We start from the raw sequence: 22,270 nt of genomic DNA, 5'->3' as shown, positions 1-22,270 counted from the left end.
GGCCAGACGGTCTTCAGTTCCGGCTGCTTCTCACGGTTATTGGGAGGATATTACCAGCTAGGAATTAATTCGTTCATAAATGAGGATTCAACTCGTCCAACATGGCCCGAATTTCCTTCAGCTCCCGCATGGTTTGCGCGGCCATTAATACAGCCTCATCATCTCTTAATCTTAACGTTTGAGGACCGAAAACTTTCTCCGCCAACTCGTCCTGTTTTTTGAGAATCGCTTTTGCTTTTTCTACAAAATGATTGGTAGCCTGTAAATACAGGGTTGACCCAATCGGCTCCGGCTTCTTTGGTTTATATTTTGGCTCAACATACCACCCGAAATGCAAGTCCATGATTTCGGACAGCCAATCGTCAATCATCTCATAATTACCGCAGTTCTCTGCATAGCTGACGGGATTAACAGATTCTTCTTGACGTTGCGAGTAGGAGGTAAACCAACTCCGAAGGCAACTGCGCACTTGATGTAGCGTTTGCGGGTCCTCCAAAAGGCAGCGAATACCTGCAGTGGTATAAATTTTTGACCGGTCATCATTAAAGATTTCTGTTTTTTCGGGCACATTTGCGCCGGTGGCTACGTTTGCGTAGCTTTGTTCCGTGTTCATTTTGATCTATCAGGTTAATTTGAAACATTCCCCTTCGCTTGCGTCGTCGAAAACTAAGCGTTGGGGTTTTTTATTGGTTGAGCTTCCATCATACAGTCCAGCGGGCAACTTCCTCAGTACTATTTCGCCTTTTCTGACATCTGCCGTTCCAATAATTTAAAGGTACAAAAAGTGGGCATATATACCAACTATTTAGGTAAATTTTTTTACTCCTTCTCGAAAAAAAGCTCTACTTTGAATGTTGCGCCCATAGCCTCTGCTATTTTTTTTAGAGTTGCAACAGTAAAGTTATTTCTACCTCTTTCGTAGGCAGCAAATGTAGATTTATCAATACCTAACTTAATTGATAATTCTAATTGGGTCATTTTACGTTCTTTTCGAAGGTTTCTGATCAATTGGCCTATTTCTTCGGGTGTTTGGGACATCGGGCTTATCATTTTGCTTCAAAGATAAATGTTGAAGAACAAACCTAAGCAGACGAGTGTGAAAACTAAGAAAAGGATGATTGAACGGTAAAAGTGCTTACTTATCGGCAATATAGACTAGACCAGCATATATCAATTTCTAGAATAAACCCATTTTTATTGCCTCAAATTCAAAGCTTTAAAAATAGCCTGATCAGCAGACAGTTGATCTATTTTCCGAGCTTGTAAATAGCTTCGTACTGAGTCAATGCAGTACCTAATTTTACGTCCCTGCTTTTCATGTTCTAACCTTCCCAATTTGGTAATTCGCCAAAGAGTAACTGAGGTACAGCCCAAGGCAGCCATAGTTTGCTCACGGCTCAAGTACCGTTGCCAAGTCAGCAGATCCTTGAAAAACGTTAATTCATTTTCGAGGTATTCTACCCGTTTGACCAATGCTTCAAATTCTTCACTATCAACAACCTTAACCATAGCAACTTTGAATTGATTTTTGCATAAATAAGAAGCTAAATCAATGTTCAGGCAAATATGAAATACATCTTAGTGAAATGTATTTCATAAAATTTACTATTCAGCAACACATTTTTATCGTTTTTAGAGTACAATACAATTATATCAGGAAATTGATAAGCTAATCATTTATTAGTCATTCGAATTTATTCCTTAATGACCAACATTTTCGGTAAATGGCGGTTTTATGGGCATGGCGACCGAAACCAAACCCAACACCGAACTTTCGCTCACCGATTCGAGTGGGCGCGAACTCTTGCAGCGATCATTAACCGATTATGTGACCTTTCTCCGCCGACAGCCCGCCGTTTGTGGTTCACCTGAGCAACAGGAAGTGCTGATAAAGCACGTTACCCATGGGAACGAATTAATCAAACGGGTGGCCGCCGAGCGGCTCAAGATTACCCGGCAACTGGACAAGGAGAAACATGATTGGATGGAAGTCGAGAAGCAGATGACAGCGCCCATCCTAGAAGCCATGCAACCACTCAAAGATGCCGTGGAGCATTACAACCGGGAGATTCTTCGGGTGCGGGAGCATCAACTGGCTGAGGCCGCTCAGCAAGCTACAAACGCAACGTCTGGTGAAACAAACTGGCTTACTCCCGAAGTTACCTCATTACCCAAAGGCGTGCAGCTCAAATGGACTTTTGAGATTGTCGATCCCAACAAGGTCCCCAATGGCTACTGGATCATCGATGAAGCGGCTATTAAAGCCGATATCGCCGAGGGCGTTCGGGAAATCCCTGGCATCCATATCTTCGAGGAAGCCATTACAACCTTCCGGAAATAAATAGAAGTCTAAAAAAATATGTTCTGCTAGTCACTTATAACTGGCTACCACAATATTTGCAGAAAACGGCATCTGCATCATGACCCTCCAATCCACAGGAAGGGCATGCTTGCGCTGAAACTCGGGACTTCTGAGCCGCCTGAGAAAGTTCAACCGTCACGATGCCCGTTGGTACGGCAATGATGCCATACCCCATGACCATCACCAGGGAAGCCAGCACTTTGCCCGCGGGCGTTTGTGGCGATAGATCCCCGTAGCCCACGGTCGTCAGGGTTACAATGGCCCAGTAAATACCGGTCGGGATGCTGACAAAGCCATGTTCCTCTCCCTCAATGAGGTACATTAGGGAACCGATAATAACCACCAACAGGATAACGGTTAGAATAAATACGCTGATTTTTCGACGACTGGCGCGTAAGGCCGTGGTCAGGGTAGTCGCTTCGGAGAGGTATTCTGATAGTTTCAAAATACGAAAAACCCGCAGTAGCCGCAGAATGCGGATGGTAAACAGATAGTGTCCGCCCGGAACCAACCAGCTTAGATAGGTGGGCAATAGGGCCAAGATGTCGACTAGTCCAAAGAAGCTGAGTGCATAACGCCAGGGTTGTCGAACACTGATCAGCCGCAGGATATACTCGATGGTAAACAGCCCGGTAAAAAACCACTCAATACCGTTCAGCACCGGCCCATAGGCTGCTCGCACACTCTTGATACTTTCCAGCATGACCACCGTAACGCTTAGCAGAATGCTTCCGATTAGAAGTATATCAAAGGTTTTTCCGGCTGGGGTGTCGGACTCAAAGATAACCTCGTGTAACCGGGAACGCCAGTGAGAAGTAGGTCGTTTATTTTGAGATTGAGCTAAAGACATATAATCTGTTTTTATTTACGACAAAATTCCCTTTTACAAATAGACTTATTGATTATCCAACATAACGATGTATGGAGTAAAACCAAAGATCAAATTGATAAACTGCCTCTCGATTTAAAGCGTTTTTGTATTTTGTTGGACATTTTTATTAAGATTGGGGAAACGGGTAATAATGACAAAAGAACAGTCGAAATCCTTAGGAACGGTCAAGCAATTGGTTATTGCAATTTTGCTAACCGGCATTGTATTGAGCCTTATTTGGTACCTGAGTAAGCCAGAGGCCAGCTTTCCCGAAGTAACAGACGTAAAAATTGCTGAAGCGGCAACCAGTGTGGCAAGGGGATATTTTATTACACAAAATCAACCGACTGACAATAATACGATATTTAAAAAGTCGAGAGTCTATTACACAATCGACAATAAAAGCGGAGACACGACAGACTTGAATGTTGTCCTGCGTTTTGATTACCCGCCCGATTCTACATTTGAAATGACTTATTTTTTAAAACCTAGCGGCTTTAACTTCAAATCAGTTATTCAAAGCGGCAGACGGACTGTAAAGAATTAATAATTTTCCTTACATTTACACTACACGTCCGGCCCGGCTTTCACACTTGAAAGCCCTCTACTGCTGTGGCCGCAATTCAGAACTCCGATTTATTTAATTTTCCTGCGTGGTACTCAGAACTTGAGAAATTATCCCGCTCGACCGACGACCTTGGTAAATCCCTCGAATCTTGGGCAACTCGTTTTAAGGGCCAATCTGACGCTGCTAAAAATTCACTCAGGGGGATTATAGATCAGCTTACCAATTTTAATGTCACACAAAAGGATGCATTTGACCAATTAGCCAATTTTGACCGGGCTATTAAAGGCCACAAAGAGACGATTGAGTCCGCAAATAAGAGTTTGGGCAATCTGGCAGATGCCGAACGGGCGCAACGTGAAGCCCTGAAAGACTTTGCGAGCCAGCTTGATAAGTTAAATGCTCAGTACAAAGCGTTAGACCCATCCGAAAAAAACTACCTATCCCAAAAGAAGAAAATTGCATCGGAAGTAAAAAACCTCAATTCGGTTTTTAAATCTTTTGATAGTGCGTTGAAGGTGTCAAAATCAACGGTCGATTCGGCCAACGGCTCCTATAACAAACTTCAACGGCAAACGGCGGAACTGTGGGCTGAATTAAAAAAAAAGCCGGGGGCTTTGGATGCTAGCACCGGCGCACTGAATAAGAATAATTCAGCCGCAGTTGCCTATTACAACCAAATCACCAAAAACGAAGCTGCTTTAAAGAATTTCAATGCGGGGCTCGGTCGGCATCAAATGAATGTCGGTAATTATGGAACCTCGCTACTAGGAGCAACGGGTCGTGCCTTGCAGTTTACGGCTTCCATGATTGGAATAGATTCAGCCCTTACTGCTCTTCAAAAGACATTCGACCTGACGCTTGACATTGACAGTCTGGACGCTTCGCTGCTGGCTGTTTCGGACGACTCGGAGGATTTTAGCCGTAAGCAGCGGTTTTTAATTAAAACTTCCGAAGAGTTAGGAATTGAATACGCCAAACTCGAAGCGCATTACGCGTTATTAACTGCCAACAGCCGCAAAACCGGCCTTCAGGGCGTAGCTACCGATACGATTTTTAAGGCAATGGCCCTAACGGGTGGTCGCCTTAAATTGTCAAATGAGAAGCTCGAAAAGGGTTATTTGGCGCTTTCTCAAATGATGGGTAAGGGTGTGATTTCATCCGAAGAACTCAGGGGTCAATTGGCGGAGGCCGTGCCTGGTTCTGTTCAGATTATGGCCCGTGCTCTTGGCGTATCAACCGCCAAGCTGGGCGATATGATGAAAGCCGGTAAGGTTTTGGCAGAAGATGCACTGCCTAAATTTGCCGCTGAACTCGAAAAGACCTTTAATCCCAATAATGAAAAGCGAATTGAGGGGGTACGTGCCAACCTTGCCCGTTTGTCCAACGAAGGTATAGAGTGGATCAGAAACTTTCGTTTAACGGATTTAATGGACAAAACGACCGCGTCCGCTTTGTGGCTTGCGCGGTCGTTGAGGGAATTGGTTTCGCCTGCCGTAGTTGGTTCTTCGCGCGCTTTTTCGGAGCAAGATGAAGTAGTTGAGGGGTTATTGGCAAATCTCGTACCTCTACTCCAACAACACGATAAATTAGCGCACAAAACAAATTTGAACGCCAAAGAGCAAGCCACATTGCAAAAGGTAATCAATCAGATTGCCGCTGCCGTCCCTCAGGCATCTTACGGTATAGATCAGTATGGGAATTCGTTGGGAATAAATGAGGTTGCTGTATGGGATTTTGCAGCAGCGCAACGGGAATTAAACAAGCAACTCAACAGCGAGGCAATTAAAGACTATGCAGATCAGGCAACCTTAGCCTTAAACCGCATTCGGGTTGCGCGGGCCGCCGTGAACACCGGCAAGGAAGTTGTTGGGCCTGCGGGTGGTGGCGGTGTTCCGTTTGTTCGAAATGTTACGCCCGAAAATGTCGATAAGTTGACCTCGTCCGTCAAGGAAAGCACCACTGATGCACTGAATGCTGCAAAGCAAATATTGGCGATGGGCGGCACAATCGACGGTCAGTTACGACAATTTATTGAAAAGTCCGGTGATGCAGTAGCGAATCAATTATTGAAAATTGAAGATTTCAATAAGCAGATTGCCCAAAAACAGGCGGAAGCGTTCACCCTATTGAGCCGGAGCCAGTTTAAAGATTTAGATAAAAAAAAGGCTGAAATTGCCAAACTTCAAAAAGACAAAAACAGCATACTCAACCCGCTAGGTGAGCAAGGTAAGCCGTCAGGCGCTGACCCAAATAATGAAGATGTACTTAAAAAGTCTTTAGAAACTCAGCGAGCAATAACTGAAAACCGCCTGCTGCTGCTATCAAAAGAGAAAGAAGAAAAACTGGGAATCTCCAAAGGTAGTGCAGAGGAAGAGGAGAAAATTGAACAGGATTTCGCGGAAAGAAAATTCAAAATTCAGACTCTTGCATTAAAACAGGAGATTGAAACTCTGAAAAAAGCTGGTGATGATAAGGCTGTAGAGGTGAAAGAGGCAAATAATAAACTTCTTTCGCTACAGGTTGATTATTTAAAGGAAAAGCGCAAACTGATCGACGATAAACTAAAATCGTCCTTAGATACCTCTAAAACCAATACCAAGAATGCCCTTTCGGGATTAGACGTACAGCGGCAAGACGGTAGCCTATCTGAAACGGAATTTGTTAAGCAACGATACGATGTAACAGTACAGGGCATCAAGGCCCGTCAGGACATTCTAAGGGCGGCAAATAAAACCGAATCTGCGGAATACAAAGAAACGCAAGCCGAGTTAAGCAATGCTCAAAAAGTCTTTTTGGATGACAGGCTCGACGCTGAAAAGAAAAACTGGAAATTGATGATGGAAGCCGTAAAAGATGGCTTACAGTCAATTGATGCAGAAGCCGAAAAGGGCTACCTTGGACAATTAGCAACCATTGTTTCGGCTTACGAAAAGAGCGAGTCCGATATAAAGGTTGCTGTTGCAAACCGGCAAATTACCGAAGAGGAGGGCGATATTCGAATCCATAATCTTCGGTTAAAGAATATTAAAGAGATTCTTGCCGCCCAAACTGCCGCTGCTGATGATGACATTATCCGGTCAAACTTTTTGATCGACACAAAAATTAAGTCTTTAAAAAAATACGCAGCCGAAGAGGGGCGAACAGCGAAAGAAAAGGCGGCTGCTGTGATCCAAATCGACGAATTAGAGGCCAAAAAGAAGGAAAATCTTACTAAGGTAACTCTCAAAAAGAAGAAAGACGCGGCTGACGCTGAAAAGGACATCAGTAAAGAAACGTCTGATTTTAATATCGCTCAGGCGCAAAGAGAGGCAGATGAGCGCGCGCAACTCATTCAAGCTGTACTATCGGCTGTTTCTCAAGCAGCTCAAGCAATATTTGATTTAGCATCCGCATTTCGTGATCGGGAGTTAGACTACCTCGAAAAGCAAAAAGAGTACGAATTGAAGTTGGTTGGTGAAAATAAGGAGCAACAGGCGCGTATCGAAGAAGATTATGACAAAAAACAGCGCGAAATCAAAAACAGACAAGCAAGGGCTGATAAGGCTAACGCAATGTTTCAAATTATTATCAATACTGCGGCTCGTGCCGTTTCTGCTGGCCCTCTATTTCCATTGATTTTAGCACTTGGGGCTGTTCAATTGGCGGCTGTAGCCGCAACGCCCATCCCTCAATACAAAACCGGTAAAAAGGCTTCTAATACCTATTCGGGTCCGGCACTCGCCGGGGAAGCCGGGGCCGAACTTTGGTTTCACGATAACCGGGCAACGCTGGTTGATACGCCCACAATCATTGACACCAAAGCCGGTGATACCATTTTACCAGCCTACGACACGACGCAACTCATTGCGGACTGGAAGAGGAAAGGGGCTATCCAGCGGATGGAACAGGATTTACTACTGAACCAGGCGCAAATTAGTAGGCTTCGCGAAGGTCGTCAGCGGGAATTACAACCGATTGCAATAAATAATTCAGGCATGAATGTAACTGAATTTGAAGAGGCACTGAGAAGGGTTTTGCTCGATAATCCGATTCATCAAACTATAATTGACGAAGAAGGTTTCCATCGGTTCATTAAACAGGGGCGCAATCTAACGGAGTATCTAGATAGAAGATATAATAGGCGTTAAAATAAGCTTCTTTCCAGAAGTAGATGCCGGGTGAATGTCTGCCGCAAATATTTAATTCTTAAAACACGCTGTAAATAACCTCTAAAAAAACTTGGACTGAGTTGATACATCATTTATTTACTAGAAATAATGATGCTATATGAGGCAGACTTAATGCCGTTTTCCCATTCGGTTCCAATGATATAGGCATTAGTCATATACCAAAATTCTGTTTGAGTGAGAATAGCTTCACATAAACCGGGCGGCACAGATTGTTTGATTGCCTGGAACAATTTGGGTACTATTTGGGCAAGAAAAAAGCAAGCCGAGCCGCTGTCAATCCGGTTGTGTATCGTCAGGTTAAGCTTGAGAGTCCGGACGTAATGCTCGCTTTCTGAACTTAAATACAAGGCCAAATAATTATGCGGGGTATTAGATCCGGGAGAGCTGACGTCGAAATTGTTCGAAGCGGACATCCATTCTATTTCATCTGTCCACCATTTACGCATCGGACCTAAACCAATCGACGAAAGATCGTTCATTAGTTCGGCGACATTACAAAACGGTTTCAGTGCAACTTGTCCCGGCTCGTTAAACAGGCTTAATTCATCCAGGGCAAGATCAATTTTGAGTTGATACAATTCCTTGCTGATTTCGCCCGCTTCAAGCTGCTGCTCGGCCAGGAAAAGTTCATATTCAATTGCCGCGACAGTTGCAACACGGATGTGTTCAAATACTAATTGCCGGGCTTCCATACCACTCAATTTACTTGGATCGGAGGTTGTCAATATATTTTTATTTGGCGTTTGCATAGTTTATTTTTACTGTAGTTTTTATGTGTTTACGATTGTTCAATTCCACCTCCACCACCTTGTTTGAGGAACCGGGCTCCATACCGGGACGCATCTAAACCGTGGTTAAAGGCATCGATGGGGATATTGGTTGCCACGTTACCCGCCATGATCCATTCGTAGGACCGAAGCTCAGTTTGTAGGTTGCGGCTACGCTCGGTAACGAAAAGCTCATACGACCTCATCGTATCGATTCCGGCGTTAACGCTACCTGGTCCTTTGATGGCCTGCACGACGGTAAAGCCTTCCTGCCGTAAATCACTAATGGTCCGCGGCTCCGAACTGTCCGCAACGATAATATCCGAAGGATATACCCGTAATTGACGCAGTGTTTGTGCCAGTACTTTGGTATTCAACCCGGTTTTGTAAAGCAGTTCATCCAGATAAAGCCGGTTGCGCTCCTGACCCACTTTAATCAAAGCGGTCGGATCGTTGGTAAACCCAAAATCCAAGGCATACACCGTCCGATTGAGGAATTTTGGAAACTCGGGACACGTTGACCAGTTGGGATACACCAACGCATCCGGTGATGGTTTCGGGTCCTGCTGATAAAGGGAGTTAAACGTAATTGGGTTGTCTTTCTGCACTTTTTCAATTTTAGCCTGTGAGTGCTTTTCGGGCCATAAAGCCGCTCCAATGGGGCGAGGATCAAAATTGTTGATGTCTCCCGTACGCAGGGCCGGAAACGTAATGACGTGCCAGCCAAAGGGGTTGTCTTCACTCCAGTATCCATCCCGCTCCAGTGCCCGGCCTGCGGGGTCATCCTGATGCCAGCGCGTCATGATCAGCACCTGAACCGAGTTATTGTGTAACCGGGTTTCAAAGTCGTTCACGTACCAGTTCCAGACGTAATCCCGCGTGGTTAGACTTTGGGCTTCCTGCCTACCTTTGATCGGATCATCGATGATGCCTACATCAACCGGTTTGCCCGTAATCCCACCTCCTACACCTACCGTGCGGACTAATCCTTCGTGGCCAACAATGCCAAACACGGCGCTATTGCGGATGGAACCTCCCCGCGCGGTGGTCACCAGGTTACTGGCATTGAGCCGCGTACCGGGAAACAAGGCGAGGTATTTTTCGCTATCCATCCGGACCTGAATATCCCGGTTAAACGAGCTGGCCAGATCCGCCGAATAAGAGCAGACCACCAGTTGGGTTTCGGGGTTCTTTCCCATTACCCAGGCCGGGAAACTACGGGTCGAAATTTCACTCTTTCCATGTTGTGGAGGGACGAACAGCATCAGTTTTTTAATCTCCCGTTCGTAGACTTTCTGCATTTTGTCTGCAATAAGCAGATGGAACCACTGTTGCTGATACTTATCTCCGCGCAGATAAGGGATAAAATCACTCAGGCTGCTCCTGGCCAGCGTTCGCTGATCCTCCTCCAGTTGTAATTGCAGCAATTCGATTTCGAGTCGCTGCAATTCGGTCACGTAATTGCTCATTAGATAGATTGCTTACATCATCAATAGAAATAGCATTACCACCGGGTCCGCTGTGCTCGATCTTTTTGACAAACTTGCCGTCCATCTCCAGAATCTTAATCGATGCGGTCATGGGGTCATGAATCTCAATTTCGGTACGGGTGGTCTCCGAGGTGAAATCCTCACCCCGCCGGACCGTTTTGACCTGTTTTACTTTCTTGAGAAGTCGAATATTTTCACGAGCAGAGGGTGAATCCAGATCTATTTCACCGGCAAATAGAAAAGGAGCTAATGATCCCCGGCCCCACATAGTTAGATTGTCTGTCGCTTCCTCCGTTGACATGACGCGACCGGCCATGTACAATTTCAGGGCTTTCTGGATACTAAGTTTTGCTAAGTTCTGGCTCCCCTGTTCATTAGCAGTTTTCGCACTATAACCTGCTCGTTCGGCCGCTTTAGTCGCGTTCCAATCTTTTACATATTCCTCCACAAAAGCCCTTTGTTTGTGGCTCAACCCTTCGCTCCAAAGGCTTACGCTCAACTCTTCTTCAAGCTCCACTACTTCAGTCGGTTCGATATTTTCCGGTGGTATATCTTCCATTACTTTCTCTTTAATTAGGGTCGTTTCGTTTCTGTACTGGTTGTGAGTGAAAACGGTCGTCCGATGGTGAAATCTTCAAATACAATCCGCTGGATAAACAGGGCCTGTGGTTTGAGCAGCGCTTCCTCCTCAGGGGTTATGATCCGGGTGCTTTTTGCTCCGGTGCCATCGGTAGTCGTTACTTCAATGGTTTCCTCATCTTCTTTCTCGACGATCAGTAAATGCAGATAAGTCAGGTTCTGCTTTTTCAAATAGGCTTGTAGCCGCTGCGGACGTCCTTTCGATAAATCTGCCAACATCTGACGGTCAAAGGTGGGGTCTGCCCGTTCTCGCTGATCAACAATGTCCAGATACGCTTCGGTAATAGTACCCATTTTGGGTTTTTCGGGCTGAATTGATCCTTTTTCTTGTGGCATGACTAAAGTTGTTTGGATTAAAATGGTACATCTGGAAAAGGCACTGAACCAACCCGGTTTGTCGGTGCGTCGTAATAGGCTAGCAACGGGTAATCTTCATCTGTTGGCATCCCATTACGCCATTTGGGAATATGGATTTCTAGCGTTTGTGGTGTAATGATAATGCTGCTATCGGCGTAATTGAGGCCAAACTTATGCGGCCGGAACAACATCATAACACCGTCGCTATCCTGTTCAATCTGACCAGATTCCCGTAAATCCGACAGTTTAGGGCGTTTTTTCCATCCTTCCCTTTTGTCATGGTCTCTATTGAGCTGGGCCAGAGCCAATACGGCGATGTCCAGTTCCTGCGCCATTTCCTTAAAGGTTAAACTGATTTCGGATACCCGTTCATAGCGGTTTTTGACCATACTATGTTTGACCAGTTGCAAATAATCAATCACCAATAATTTAATACCGTATCGCCGTTTCCACTCGGAAGCCTGATATTCGAGTTGGATCAACTCGATGGGTTTATCCCAGATGTAGAGCGGTTTATCAGAGAGACGGGTCACCGCGTCATTGATTTTATAAGGGTCTATTCCTTTACCCCGGTCCAGTTCGTAGTTACTATAGCCCGTTTCTGCCGCTACAAATCGACTGAGTATCTCCGAGCCCTTCATTTCAAGTGTACAAAAGCCTACGGCATTCCCCACTTCTAAAATCTGATGTTTGACAATGTGGCCAGCAATGGCGGTTTTGCCTACACCAGTTCCCGCTGCCAGGATGTAAAGACAGCCGGGCTTTAAACCGTTGGTCTGCTCATCGAGTGTACGAATGCCTGTCGATAGCCCGGTAAATGGTCCATTATTTTTGGCTTTTCCGTCCAGGCCATTCAGGAATACTTTCAGGTGGTCATTTACGGAGGGCCGTTTCATGGACTGGATTGATCCCATGATGTTGTCAATGTCACCGTCGACCCGCTCCAACAGTTGCAAAGCATCTGTTGTTGGATCGCTTGCCATTCGGGTTATTCTTTCTCCATACTGGCCTAAATAGCGCTTAACTGCTAATTCAAAAAGAATAAGGCATTTGGGCGCCAAATCAAAAAAGATGTTCTGGCTGATGATATTAAACAGGTTCGTCGTATCGTGTCCGTGACTTTTTAACCATTGCCGTACAGCCATAAGGTCGCAATCATTGCCTTGAGCATACAGGTCAGCAATGGCTTCGTAAATGTGTTGATGAAGTGAATGGTAAAAAATCGTGGGTTTTTGGATATAGCGTAGCAAGTCGGCTGCTTTGCCCGGAGTTTGCAGGACGACGCCTAAGACGGCCGCTTCGAGTTCGATATCAACGTTGACTAAATGAGCGGAGGAGGTAAGTGTATTCATCGTTGAAGTCGATTTACGGTGGGGTTGGGAGCAACAGCCAGTCCATTGAGCAAAGGTCTGGATAGAACGTCTGTATTATCTTTTTTGACGGCCTTGATCACCCATTGATTGATGGCGCCGTAATCGGATTCGTAATTCTTACCACTAGCGAGTTTGTAACTCGATAACTTATCCAAGCAGTCGGAAGCAAAGGCTTGCCCATGCTTTTCAACCAACGTATCGAATTCGGTCTGGAGCAAAAGCACATTTTCTCGGAAGAGAACTTTGTCAATAATTCCTTCTTTATCTATCTTTTTCTTTTTACCCGTTTTATTACTTTTAATAGTGTTCAGTGCGCGTTCAGTGCGTGTACGATGCTGGTTCACTGCCGGTACAGTGCTTGTACAGTGCTTGTTCATAAATGAACAGGCAATTTTTACTTTCGTCGGGCCTGACCATTGGTTTCTTCCCCGGAAAACAATCTCAATTATTCCCCATTCAGCTAAATCCTCAATGCATTTATCCAAGGTAGATGGCGAGCCGATGAATGCCATTTTCATGGTGTATTCACGTGGCAAATCCAATATTTCGACCTTGACTATGTTGCGTAGCTCGCATAGCCAAGTGTATAGGCTGGAATGGTGTGATTTACAACCCACTTGCATGGCTTCATTCTCTTTCCATTCAGCGTAAAAAGCCTTTGTTAGCAAATATCCGATGCTGTCCATCGTTCGATGAGCGCACTCTTCCCGTTGGCAGGAAGTACACTGCTGATAAAGTGTGAAAATTTGTTTGCCTTTTGCCGCCGAAAATGTGAGGGAATCCGCTTTTAATGGCAGATCAGGGATGATATTTAGCCAGTCGATTCAGCAATCGCCAGGGAAAGTCTTTCAATCCGTTCCGTGTACCAGTCGAAAAACTGTTGAAAGTTGGTAACCAAAATTTCCATGCCACCGTCTTTGCGGGAACGGTGAAATGATTCCTGTTTACTGCATGGGTCAATAGCAATGTAGAAGGGTTTGGTTTTGGCAACCAAGAGAATATCCGTCATCACAACCTTTCGGATTCCGACAATCCACGGGGTATTTTGGGGGGTTCTCAAAATAGAGCAGCGACTTGTAAAATGCCCGCGTAAGTTCAGGAAATCAACAATGGCAATTGATAAATCCCATGCTGTGCGGTCATTATAATGAGGATACGGCGTAGGAACAAGGTGAGGAAATTTTCGCTTATTTTCCTGACGCTTTAAAGAGCAAAGAATTTCGAGCGCGTTCATAATACTCACCCTTCTACAATACCCTTAAATCGACGAGATTCTTTTAGAGCAGCCAATACATCTGTCCTTCGGTAGCGGACACGGCCGTTAATTTTAAGAGGAACTAGAATTGCAGTTCGATCATTAGTGTCTTTGGCCCAATCATGGAGAGTAGTTAGTGAGACCTGCAAAGTTTCGGCTGTTTGCCGCCGCGTTAACAGATCGGGAAGGTTAATGCCCTCTGGAGTAGGGGGGGTGTAGTTCGCCAGTTCTTGGCGAACGGCTCCACGAACCAGTTCAGTCAATTGGTCTGGGGTGACTTGAATTTGGGTGACAGTTCCGTACATAGTCGTTCTTGTTTTTTATGTACAGCAAAGGTGAGACAAATGAATATTCGCAAACTATCCCATTACTGTCGCGACAGTAACTTTAAAACGTTTAAGCCAACTGGTCAAGGTCAGGAAGCTTCAGTTTGGCGCGTTTATAATCAGGTAAACTGTTTGATTCAGGGTTGACAACCTTTTTTAAATAATCGAGGGTAGTCGGTCTTCCATCATTTTGAATATCAAAAATCTTAAAGCAGATACTAGCTAATTTAGCGTAACTCAGATCACCATGAGTTGTTGGAGGATCAATATAACCGGCCCTAATAAGTTCAGATATAATATATCCAGCAATGGCCGGTTTACAATTCCATTGCAACTTTACACTTGACTCTAAGTGTGCTTTTTGATCTGATAATAACTGATTATTAGAAGTTTCTTTCTCGATGAAAATGGGATGCGATTTTAATTCATCTCCAAAAATTTCTTCATAAATAGATTTCAACACCCCCTCAAAACAAGAAGGTAATGCGATAGCAGCAATGTGAAAAAATTGAAATGCCTGGTCATTTTGCCCTTTATCAATAAAATAGTATTTAACATAATCGGCCTTTTCCAGCACTGAACTCCGATTTAGGTTAGTTTTTAGCGTCAGTTGTTCTAATTTTCTAAAGTATCGGACTCGATTTGACTCGTCACTTATATTGAAAATATTGTCTTCAATTTCATTCCGAAACGTTTCGATTTTGGAATCGAAGCTTTCGCGAATCTTGATCAATTGTTTTGTCCAATATGTTAAATCAATTTCAATTTCTTTACCCATTTGTTTAAGCGAAATGTCTGACAATACACGTTCTACAATATGTATCCATTCTCCTAACCAGGCCGAATATTGGTCAAATACTCTATTGTCTAATAACTGACGTCTTTCTGATTCCATAACAATATTTAGTTTTTAATAAACGACTAAGAATTGTGCTGTTAATCACGAGAAATGCGGGTGTTCCAGCATCAGCAATGCATTCTGTTCTGACGATATTTTGATGTAGCGCAGAAATACAGCTTCCGATTTATGACCGGTAATCTTCATGATAGACACAGTAGGCACTTTGGCCAGAAACGCATTTGTTGCAAACGATCGCCGGGCAGTATGAGTTGTAACCAGTTCCCACTTTTCGAGATAGCGTGTTTGTTTGAGACCTCCCTTAGTCCGGCTAACTTCAATTCGATCCTTTAATCCCGCACCCTGGCACAATTCCTTCAGATAATCATTCATCTTTTGATTACTGATCGTTTGTGGAGGAATGCCATCATATTTTGAGAGAATAGAAAGGACATTAGGGTTTAACGGGATCGAAACCCGTTCTGACGTTTTGAGTGTCTTCCTGGTCAGAATACGGCCATTGTGAGTAATGTTCGCTGGCCGGAGTTCGGAGAAGTCAGAGAACCGAAGGCCAGTATAGCAACCGATTAAAAATAGATCCCGGATCTTATCGAGCCGAAGGTTGTGGGACAGGTCGATTTCGAACAGGCGGGTCAACTCTTCATCAGACAAATAAATGTTGTCTACATCCTCAACCAGTTTTTTAAAGTCCTTATGTTGAAAGACCAGGTTGCTGTGCAAGCCGTCTGCGTGGGCCTGCTTTAGCATGACTTTTAAGTCTTTCAACAGCGTACCTACATAATTGAGCGCCAGTCCCCGGCCTGTCAACCAAAGCTTAAAATTATGGTAGTATTCGAGCGAGAAAGAGTCATAGTTAGTATTGTTCCCGGTTTCAGCCTGATACTTTTCCAGAATACGTTTTAGCTTCATATATCCGTCCCGCGTATACTTGGCGTAAAGGGTACTCTTGGAAGTAAGTCGTTTGCCGGCCGTGGCTTCCTGCACAAAGCGCTCGATATAATCAGTGAAGCTCTCCGGAAGCGTATCAGGCTCCTTTTCTTTTTTATTTCTACCCAGCTCCTTGTCAAGGTGTTGCTTGATGATCTCGTTGGTCAGCGGGATCTGAGCCAGTTGAAGGGAATTGAGGACCTTGAGTAGGGCTGAGCGTTGCCGTTCGAGGTGAGCATTGACCGTTTCATTAATTTGCCGCTCCTGTCGATTTCTTAAATTGGTTTGGGCACGCTGCTTTACCAGATCCCATAAATAGGGTGCAATGGTCTGACCGGTCGACGTTTTAAATCGACCGTTATCATAGCGAAAGACAAGGTAAATTAGAGTTGGACGATCTGAACTGGCGTCTTTCAACAGGAATTTAATACCCTTATCGGTTATGCTTTTCATTGATTACCTGGTTTGAACAACTCCAAGTTAAGAATAAAAAATGAGAAGGGGACGGAATGGGGGACGGAACTTCTTTACTAAACCTAATTATTTACAGTAAAGTATAATAAAGCAAAAAGGGTTAACCAGTTGATTTTGAGGTTTTACGCTCGAAAACTGATTAACCCTTATTCAAAAAATGAGCCTCCTACGGGACTCGAACCTGCGACCTACGCATTACGAATGCGTCGCTCTACCAACTGAGCTAAGGAGGCAAATTGAAGTAATTCTTCAATTTGTGGGTGCAAATATAACGGGTTCTTTCGAAATCATGCAAGCAAACGCAGCAAAAATGCGTAAATTCGCGCCATGATTTCTCTTACCAACCTGTCTTATTACCTCGGTAGCCGGGCGCTCTACGAAAATGCGTCGATGCACATCAAGCCCGGTCAGAAAATTGGTCTCATTGGCCTTAATGGAACCGGAAAATCGACCCTGCTGCGGTTGATCATGGGCGAATACCAGCTCGACGGTGGCACGATTTCCAAAGCGGGCGACGTTACCATCGGTTTTCTGAACCAGGATTTGCTTTCTTACCAAACCGACGACTCCATTCTGTCGGTGGCCATGCAGGCTTTTGAACGCCAGAACCACCTGCAGAAGCGCATCGATGGCCTGCTGCACGAAATGGAAGTCAACTACCGCGACGAACTGGTCGACAAACTGGCGCGGGCGCAGGACGAATTTGCGGCTTTGGACGGCTATACGATTCAGTCAAAAGCGGAGGAAATTCTGGAAGGTCTGGGCTTCTCAACCGATGATCTGCACCAACCCCTCCGGTCGTTCTCCGGGGGCTGGCGCATGCGCGTGATGCTGGCGAAACTGTTGCTGCAAAAACCGTCGCTGCTCATGCTCGATGAGCCGACCAACCACCTGGACTTACCTTCCATTGTCTGGGTTGAAAAATACATTCTGAACTACGAAGGAGCGGTTATTGTGGTTTCTCACGACCGCGAATTCCTGGATAATGTGGTCGATAGTATTGTGGAGGTGTCGGGCGCCAAGTTGAATTATTACTCGGGCAATTATTCTTTCTACCTGGAAGAGAAGGCGTTGCGGAACGAAATTCAGCAGGGTGCTTACGAAAATCAGCAGGCTAAAATCCGGCAGACCGAGCGGTTTATCGAGCGTTTTAAAGCCAAAGCGACCAAAGCCAAGCAAGCCCAGAGCCGGGTGAAGATGCTCGAAAAAATGGATCGGGTCGATGCGGTTATTGACGAAAACGCCCGCGTGAACTTCCGGTTTAACTTCTCGACGCAACCCGGTCGCCATATTCTGCACCTCGACGATGTGACGAAGAATTACGGCGAGAAAAAGATTCTGACGCATGCCAACGCCCGACTTGAGCGCGGGGATCACGTGGCGCTGATCGGGGCCAACGGTCGCGGGAAATCAACCTTGCTGCGCATCATTGCGGGAACTGAACCGACTACCAAAGGCGAACGGCGGCTGGGACATAATGTTTCGTTCAGTTTCTACGCCCAGCACCAGCTGGAATCGCTAAACGTGGAGGATAACATGCTGGAAGAGCTGAAATCGGCGAATCCGACGAAATCGGAAGCTGAATTGCGGACGGTTTTGGGCTGTTTCCTGTTCTCGGGCGACGATGTGTTCAAGAAAATCAAGGTACTGTCCGGGGGCGAGAAGTCGCGGGTGGCGCTGGCAAAAGTGTTACTCTCGCAGGCCAACTTCCTGCTGTTGGATGAGCCGACCAACCACCTGGACATGCAGTCGGTGAATATCCTGATTCAGGCCCTGGATCAGTACGAAGGCACGTTTGTGGTGGTTTCCCACGACCGGTATTTCGTGTCGCAGATCGCCAACAAAATCTGGTACATCGAAGACGAGCAGATCAAGGAATACCCCGGCACGTACGACGAATACGAATGGTGGATGGAAGAGCGCAAGGCGAATCCGGTCGATACAAAAACCGCTGCTCCTCAGGCGTCGTCCAACTCGAACGGAAAATTGGCGGACAAAAGCGAGCACAACAATTCCAATGGATCGGTAAATGGCAAAAAACCGGTTTCGGCCAATGACGAAGAGCGGAAGGAATGGCAGCGGGCGTTGAAAAAAGCGACGCAGCAATCTGAGGAATTTGAGCAGAAAATTGCGGGTCTGGAAAAACAGATCAAGCAGTTGGAAGCCGAAATGGCCAGCCCGGTCGTTGTGGCCGATGGCAAGAAGATGCAGGCTAAAACCGCCGATTACCAGCGACTTAAAACCCAGCTTGACTCCGTTCAGGAGCAATGGGAAGATGCGATGCTGGAAGCCGAGAAATTAGAGAAAAAACTGGGGTAAGGCCCGGGTTTATCCACCGTATCGAATATACAGGAAGCCAACTCCAAAGGAAAATACCATCCAGGTCATCAGCGCCAGCAGCGAGGCCCCGAGGGTTTTCAGGAGTCCAAAGGAGCGGGTTCCGGGTAAAAACCGGTAATAGGCAATGGTAAGATAAACCACGTGTAGCAACAACTGGATTCTCCAAAAACCGGGAATTGTTTTAAGCAACGGCGTTAGAAGCACAAAAACGACCAGGGCGTAAAAACCGGTAAAGAATACTTGGGCGACCAGGTGTTCGGCATAATTAACGCCCGAACGCAGAAAGAAGAGCCAGAAAATGAAGGCCATTAAGGGAATGGAGAGAAAGATAATCAGGTTATTCTTCTTCTCGATAAATGTCTGCATATTTTGTTGCCGTTCAGCATAACCGATCATTCGCTGCCTCATTTCCTCACTTCGGTATTGTTTTGCTTCTGCCCGTTTAACCAGATTTTGCGTTCTATCTGTATATGGATGAAACACCGAATTAACTAATAATGTCAAGCCGACCATTAGCAGGAGAAACGTAAACGGATTGAAATATTTCTTCCGTTTACCTTCCAGAATGTATTCACGAGCCACAATTCCGGGACGGATCGCCAGTTCCTTCAGCAGGAGAAGCACGCCCTTGTCGGCATGGGTGAAAGCGTGGAAAATTTCGTGAAAAATGTGCGGCAGATTGAACCGGTGAATCGAGGTGGTTTGCCCGCAGTTGGGGCAAAATTTGTCAGTTCCCTCCAGCGTTGCCGAGCAGTTCGGACATTCTTTTAAAGCAGTCAGACTCATTGGGTTAGGATAGGATGAAGCTGGCGGCAAAATAGCGGTTTCTATCGGAACAACAACTCAGGAAAGGTCGGAACTCGTTAGGGTCGATGCTGATTCAGAAACCGGCAGGAGCAGCTGAATCGAATTACGAATGTTTTTGCAAATGGTTTCGGCGGGCAAATCATTGGCGTCGGTTCCGAACGGATCCTCGATTTCTTCGGCAATGACTTCCAGACTGGCCAGCACGTAGAAAATAAAGACGACAAACGGCACCACAAAATAGTGCAGGCTGAACACGTAACCGACCGGTAGCGTAATGCAGTATATGAAGATGAATTTTTTCATGAACGAGCTGTACGAGAACGGAATCGGCGTTTTGTTGATCCGTTCGCAGGAGCCGCAAATATCCATGAAGCTCAGGAGCTCGTTGTTCAGAAAAAGCAGGTGTTCGGGAATCAGGACGCCCCGGCGGTGCAGTTCGTAGACTTTGCGGGTAATTGCCGCCGAAATCTGCGCCGGAACGTGTTCGTGCCGATTGAGGTCAGAAAGCCGAAAAACCGCACATTCGGTAAACTCCTTCTCGTTGAAATGCGCCCGCAGGTGGTTTTTCATTGCGAAGGCGAAGTTGGGAATCATCACCCGAAAAAACTCCCGGTCGTCGGCAGAGGCTTCGTCCAGCAGCGGTTCGAGTTTCAGGGCCAGATTTCGGCTGTTGTTGGTCAGCGCGCCCCACTGCCGACGGCCTTCCCACCAGCGGTCATACGCCGTATTGGTTCGGAAAACCAGCAACAGCGAAATTACAAAACCGAGTAGGGAATGCATCACCGAAATATGCCGCAAATCCGAGTTGTCGGTCAATTGAAAAATAGACAACGTAGTAAAAGCCACCAGAAACGAGTAAAAAGCCATCAGGGCTAAAAATGGCAGCAGCTTCCGAACGGTATCAGCTTTTGGGAAATTAACTAAAAACCGTACCCACTCTTTTGTGTTGTAAGTGACCATCCTAGGCTATTTTGCATATTGCTGAGTTCAAAAATACACACTGAATTGTTTTTTATACCGCCTTATCCTAAAATTTCGTTCCTAGTTATACTGAATTTGTTTATACCTAAATGATACCATCTCGTCGGCTTTTTCTGCTGCTTACAGTTTTCGCGTTCTTCCGGGCGTCGGCCCAAAACCTGCCGACGCAGGATCGGATTTTTGATCAGACCATCAAAACCGTGCTGTTGTATCCGGTGTTGGGCAGCGACCCGACCAATCCGGCGCAGACCCTGAACCCGCCGGTTATCGATCAATCGGTCGAAACGCAACTGATGCTGGAGTTCGACGATCTGACGGCTAATTTTCGGCCTTTTCGGGCCAAGTTCGTGCATTGCAACGCGAATTGGGAACGCTCTCTGCTGAACGACATCGAGTTTACGTACGAATACAACGACTATCCGATTCAGGATTACCAGATTTCGCAGAACACCAAAATCCCGTATTACCACTACCGGTTTCCGGTGCCGAAGGTGAAATTGCCGGGCAATTATGTGCTGGTGGTCTATAACGAGCGGAATCCGCGTCAGATTTATTTCAGCCGCCGGTTTTGTGCCTATCTCAACCGCGTGAACGTTTCGGCGGCAGTAGAGTTTGCCAACGACCCTCAACTGCGGTTTACCGACCAGCAGATCAACTTCGAAATCAGTTACCGGGGTTATCCGCTCATTTCCCCGCAGGACGACCTGAAAATTGTAATTCGGCAGGATTACCGCGACGACCGCGTCGTTACGGGTTTGCGCCCCACCAACGTTCGGGCCTTCGATAACCTGCTGGAATACCGGCTTTTCGATTTGAAAAACACCTTTCCCGGCGGCAACGAATACCGGTATTTTGATACCCGAACGGTTTTGTCGCGCGGCAATTACATCGAGCGGATCGACCGGCGGGAGGAACGGAACACGGCTTTTGTGAACACCGACGGCCCGCGCAGTGTGGGCGTTTACGTACAAACCGACGATTTCAACGGTCAATACGTCATCGACCACCTGGAAACGCACCTCGGCGCAACGCAATCCGATTACATCAATACGGTTTTTACCCTGCGCATGGATGAGATCGCCAATGCCGAAATTTTTGTGAACAGCGCCTTCAATTTCTGGCAGTTGAACGACCTGAACCGAATGAGTTATGTGCCGGAGTTGCGGGCGTATCGGGCCGAAATACCATTGAAACAGGGCGTTTACAATTACAATTATTCCGTAAAAGGCATTCCCCCGCCCGTGACGCGCTCCGGAATGAACCTTTCCGGTAACGAAATCCTGATCGAGGGAAATTACTCGGCGACGGAAAACGACTACGAAATTTTGGTCTATCACCGCCCACCAGCCTCGCGGGCCGATCAACTGGTTGGCTACCGGCGAATTGGTTACAATAAGCGGAAGTGAGTTATTTCAGGAGTAAATCCATCAACTGATCTTTAAAATAGGAATGGTAGAACCCCATGCCGTAACTCGGTTCACCTTTTTTATCGTTGATCCAGGTGGTCATGGCGCTCAGGCTTTTGTCTCATAATAGCTTCCTGGCGAACAGACCTTGCAGAAATTTGAAAAAGTCGAGGAGAGAGGCCACCAGCCCGTCGTCGCCTTTCAGCGAGTTGACGTTCACCTGCTGCATGTTCCATCGCTTTCCGATTGGATAATAAACCGTCAGATAAGAGGAAAAGAAGTGAGACCAACTAACTCAT

General features: G+C 46.0%; 21 protein-coding genes and 1 tRNA gene. 5 read left to right on the top strand and 17 right to left on the bottom strand.

Features of this window, described 5'->3' with window-relative positions:
* Window positions 1-73: 73 nt before the first annotated feature.
* The 3 genes from GJJ30_RS01065 to GJJ30_RS01055 all read right to left on the bottom strand — a co-directional run bounded on the left by GJJ30_RS01065 (window position 74) and on the right by GJJ30_RS01055 (window position 1,509).
* A complete protein-coding gene (locus GJJ30_RS01065) occupies window positions 74-613 on the bottom strand; it encodes a hypothetical protein (protein ID WP_154172263.1) in 540 nt (179 codons plus the stop codon).
* A 206-nt stretch (window positions 614-819) separates the two neighbouring features.
* A complete protein-coding gene (locus GJJ30_RS01060) occupies window positions 820-1,038 on the bottom strand; it encodes a helix-turn-helix domain-containing protein (RefSeq protein WP_154172261.1) in 219 nt (72 codons plus the stop codon).
* A 156-nt stretch (window positions 1,039-1,194) separates the two neighbouring features.
* A complete protein-coding gene (locus GJJ30_RS01055; RefSeq protein WP_154172259.1) occupies window positions 1,195-1,509 on the bottom strand; it encodes a helix-turn-helix domain-containing protein in 315 nt (104 codons plus the stop codon).
* A 295-nt stretch (window positions 1,510-1,804) separates the two neighbouring features.
* Between GJJ30_RS01055 and GJJ30_RS01050 the strand changes: the two genes are divergently transcribed.
* Window positions 1,805-2,341 (top strand): exonuclease SbcCD subunit D C-terminal domain-containing protein, encoded by a 537-nt coding sequence (locus GJJ30_RS01050; protein WP_229312884.1) that lies wholly within the window; start codon window positions 1,805-1,807, stop codon window positions 2,339-2,341.
* 34 nt (window positions 2,342-2,375) lie between these two features.
* Here the strand turns inward: GJJ30_RS01050 and GJJ30_RS01045 are convergent, their stop codons facing one another.
* Window positions 2,376-3,212: an ion transporter gene (locus GJJ30_RS01045; RefSeq protein ID WP_154172255.1), complete on the bottom strand. Its 837-nt coding sequence runs from the start codon at window positions 3,210-3,212 to the stop codon at window positions 2,376-2,378.
* A gap of 172 nt (window positions 3,213-3,384) precedes the next feature.
* On the opposite strand from GJJ30_RS01045, the gene GJJ30_RS01040 reads away from it, so the two are divergent.
* Both GJJ30_RS01040 and GJJ30_RS01035 read left to right on the top strand, forming a co-directional pair.
* Window positions 3,385-3,780: a hypothetical protein gene (locus GJJ30_RS01040; protein ID WP_154172254.1), complete on the top strand. Its 396-nt coding sequence runs from the start codon at window positions 3,385-3,387 to the stop codon at window positions 3,778-3,780.
* A 65-nt stretch (window positions 3,781-3,845) separates the two neighbouring features.
* Window positions 3,846-7,928 (top strand): tape measure protein, encoded by a 4,083-nt coding sequence (locus GJJ30_RS01035; protein ID WP_154172252.1) that lies wholly within the window; start codon window positions 3,846-3,848, stop codon window positions 7,926-7,928.
* 113 nt (window positions 7,929-8,041) lie between these two features.
* Here the strand turns inward: GJJ30_RS01035 and GJJ30_RS01030 are convergent, their stop codons facing one another.
* The 11 genes from GJJ30_RS01030 to GJJ30_RS00980 form a co-directional block, all read right to left on the bottom strand.
* Window positions 8,042-8,719 carry a hypothetical protein gene (locus tag GJJ30_RS01030; protein WP_154172250.1) on the bottom strand — a complete coding sequence of 226 codons (678 nt, stop codon included), beginning with the start codon at window positions 8,717-8,719 and terminating at the stop codon, window positions 8,042-8,044.
* Between the two features lie 29 nt (window positions 8,720-8,748).
* On the bottom strand, window positions 8,749-10,206 hold the full coding sequence (locus GJJ30_RS01025) for a terminase large subunit (protein WP_154172248.1): 1,458 nt from the start codon (window positions 10,204-10,206) through the stop codon (window positions 8,749-8,751).
* Window positions 10,106-10,786 (bottom strand): terminase small subunit, encoded by a 681-nt coding sequence (locus tag GJJ30_RS01020; protein WP_154172246.1) that lies wholly within the window; start codon window positions 10,784-10,786, stop codon window positions 10,106-10,108. The genes GJJ30_RS01025 and GJJ30_RS01020 overlap by 101 nt, the downstream gene beginning before the upstream one ends.
* A gap of 14 nt (window positions 10,787-10,800) precedes the next feature.
* Entirely contained in the window at window positions 10,801-11,202 is a 402-nt protein-coding gene (locus GJJ30_RS01015) for a hypothetical protein (RefSeq protein WP_154172244.1), read from the bottom strand.
* A gap of 17 nt (window positions 11,203-11,219) precedes the next feature.
* A complete protein-coding gene (locus GJJ30_RS01010) occupies window positions 11,220-12,575 on the bottom strand; it encodes a replicative DNA helicase (RefSeq protein WP_154172242.1) in 1,356 nt (451 codons plus the stop codon).
* A complete protein-coding gene (locus tag GJJ30_RS01005; RefSeq protein ID WP_154172240.1) occupies window positions 12,572-13,282 on the bottom strand; it encodes a hypothetical protein in 711 nt (236 codons plus the stop codon). Before GJJ30_RS01005 ends, GJJ30_RS01010 begins: the two co-directional genes overlap by 4 nt.
* Before the next feature lie 125 nt (window positions 13,283-13,407).
* Window positions 13,408-13,830, bottom strand: a complete 423-nt coding sequence (locus GJJ30_RS01000; RefSeq protein WP_154172238.1) for a hypothetical protein — start codon at window positions 13,828-13,830, stop codon at window positions 13,408-13,410.
* Between the two features lie 5 nt (window positions 13,831-13,835).
* Complete coding sequence (locus GJJ30_RS00995; RefSeq protein WP_154172236.1) at window positions 13,836-14,156, bottom strand: helix-turn-helix domain-containing protein; 321 nt, start codon at window positions 14,154-14,156, stop codon at window positions 13,836-13,838.
* Window positions 14,157-14,247: 91 nt separating this feature from the next.
* Window positions 14,248-15,072 (bottom strand): hypothetical protein, encoded by an 825-nt coding sequence (locus tag GJJ30_RS00990; RefSeq protein ID WP_154172234.1) that lies wholly within the window; start codon window positions 15,070-15,072, stop codon window positions 14,248-14,250.
* Between the two features lie 45 nt (window positions 15,073-15,117).
* On the bottom strand, window positions 15,118-16,416 hold the full coding sequence (locus tag GJJ30_RS00985; RefSeq protein WP_154172232.1) for a site-specific integrase: 1,299 nt from the start codon (window positions 16,414-16,416) through the stop codon (window positions 15,118-15,120).
* A gap of 181 nt (window positions 16,417-16,597) precedes the next feature.
* Window positions 16,598-16,670: transfer RNA gene (locus GJJ30_RS00980), tRNA-Thr, on the bottom strand.
* A gap of 94 nt (window positions 16,671-16,764) precedes the next feature.
* Here GJJ30_RS00980 and GJJ30_RS00975 point away from each other — a divergent pair.
* Entirely contained in the window at window positions 16,765-18,756 is a 1,992-nt protein-coding gene (locus GJJ30_RS00975) for an ABC-F family ATP-binding cassette domain-containing protein (RefSeq protein ID WP_154172230.1), read from the top strand.
* A gap of 9 nt (window positions 18,757-18,765) precedes the next feature.
* Here the strand turns inward: GJJ30_RS00975 and GJJ30_RS00970 are convergent, their stop codons facing one another.
* Complete coding sequence (locus tag GJJ30_RS00970) at window positions 18,766-19,563, bottom strand: DUF3667 domain-containing protein (RefSeq protein ID WP_154172228.1); 798 nt, start codon at window positions 19,561-19,563, stop codon at window positions 18,766-18,768.
* 57 nt (window positions 19,564-19,620) lie between these two features.
* Window positions 19,621-20,544, bottom strand: a complete 924-nt coding sequence (locus GJJ30_RS00965) for a bestrophin family protein (protein ID WP_154172226.1) — start codon at window positions 20,542-20,544, stop codon at window positions 19,621-19,623.
* Between the two features lie 110 nt (window positions 20,545-20,654).
* Here GJJ30_RS00965 and GJJ30_RS00960 point away from each other — a divergent pair, with 110 nt between their 5' ends.
* Entirely contained in the window at window positions 20,655-21,971 is a 1,317-nt protein-coding gene (locus GJJ30_RS00960) for a type IX secretion system plug protein (RefSeq protein ID WP_154172224.1), read from the top strand.
* Window positions 21,972-22,270 lie beyond the last annotated feature (299 nt).

The organism is Larkinella terrae (assembly GCF_009668025.1).
Taxonomy (GTDB): Bacteria; Bacteroidota; Bacteroidia; order Cytophagales; family Spirosomataceae; genus Larkinella; species Larkinella terrae.
Note: the sequence above shows the minus strand (reverse complement) of the source record. Positions and strands in the feature narration are given on the sequence as shown.

Coding starts and splice junctions, on each gene's coding strand:
- GJJ30_RS01065 (WP_154172263.1), bottom strand. CDS start 613: ATGAACACGGAACAAAGCTACGCAAACGTAGCCACCGGCGCAAATGTG.
- GJJ30_RS01060 (WP_154172261.1), bottom strand. CDS start 1,038: ATGTCCCAAACACCCGAAGAAATAGGCCAATTGATCAGAAACCTTCGA.
- GJJ30_RS01055 (WP_154172259.1), bottom strand. CDS start 1,509: ATGGTTAAGGTTGTTGATAGTGAAGAATTTGAAGCATTGGTCAAACGG.
- GJJ30_RS01045 (WP_154172255.1), bottom strand. CDS start 3,212: ATGTCTTTAGCTCAATCTCAAAATAAACGACCTACTTCTCACTGGCGT.
- GJJ30_RS01040 (WP_154172254.1), top strand. CDS start 3,385: ATGACAAAAGAACAGTCGAAATCCTTAGGAACGGTCAAGCAATTGGTT.
- GJJ30_RS01030 (WP_154172250.1), bottom strand. CDS start 8,719: ATGCAAACGCCAAATAAAAATATATTGACAACCTCCGATCCAAGTAAA.
- GJJ30_RS01025 (WP_154172248.1), bottom strand. CDS start 10,206: ATGAGCAATTACGTGACCGAATTGCAGCGACTCGAAATCGAATTGCTG.
- GJJ30_RS01020 (WP_154172246.1), bottom strand. CDS start 10,786: ATGGAAGATATACCACCGGAAAATATCGAACCGACTGAAGTAGTGGAG.
- GJJ30_RS01015 (WP_154172244.1), bottom strand. CDS start 11,202: ATGCCACAAGAAAAAGGATCAATTCAGCCCGAAAAACCCAAAATGGGT.
- GJJ30_RS01010 (WP_154172242.1), bottom strand. CDS start 12,575: ATGAATACACTTACCTCCTCCGCTCATTTAGTCAACGTTGATATCGAA.
- GJJ30_RS01005 (WP_154172240.1), bottom strand. CDS start 13,282: ATGGACAGCATCGGATATTTGCTAACAAAGGCTTTTTACGCTGAATGG.
- GJJ30_RS01000 (WP_154172238.1), bottom strand. CDS start 13,830: ATGAACGCGCTCGAAATTCTTTGCTCTTTAAAGCGTCAGGAAAATAAG.
- GJJ30_RS00995 (WP_154172236.1), bottom strand. CDS start 14,156: ATGTACGGAACTGTCACCCAAATTCAAGTCACCCCAGACCAATTGACT.
- GJJ30_RS00990 (WP_154172234.1), bottom strand. CDS start 15,072: ATGGAATCAGAAAGACGTCAGTTATTAGACAATAGAGTATTTGACCAA.
- GJJ30_RS00985 (WP_154172232.1), bottom strand. CDS start 16,416: ATGAAAAGCATAACCGATAAGGGTATTAAATTCCTGTTGAAAGACGCC.
- GJJ30_RS00975 (WP_154172230.1), top strand. CDS start 16,765: ATGATTTCTCTTACCAACCTGTCTTATTACCTCGGTAGCCGGGCGCTC.
- GJJ30_RS00970 (WP_154172228.1), bottom strand. CDS start 19,563: ATGAGTCTGACTGCTTTAAAAGAATGTCCGAACTGCTCGGCAACGCTG.
- GJJ30_RS00965 (WP_154172226.1), bottom strand. CDS start 20,544: ATGGTCACTTACAACACAAAAGAGTGGGTACGGTTTTTAGTTAATTTC.
- GJJ30_RS00960 (WP_154172224.1), top strand. CDS start 20,655: ATGATACCATCTCGTCGGCTTTTTCTGCTGCTTACAGTTTTCGCGTTC.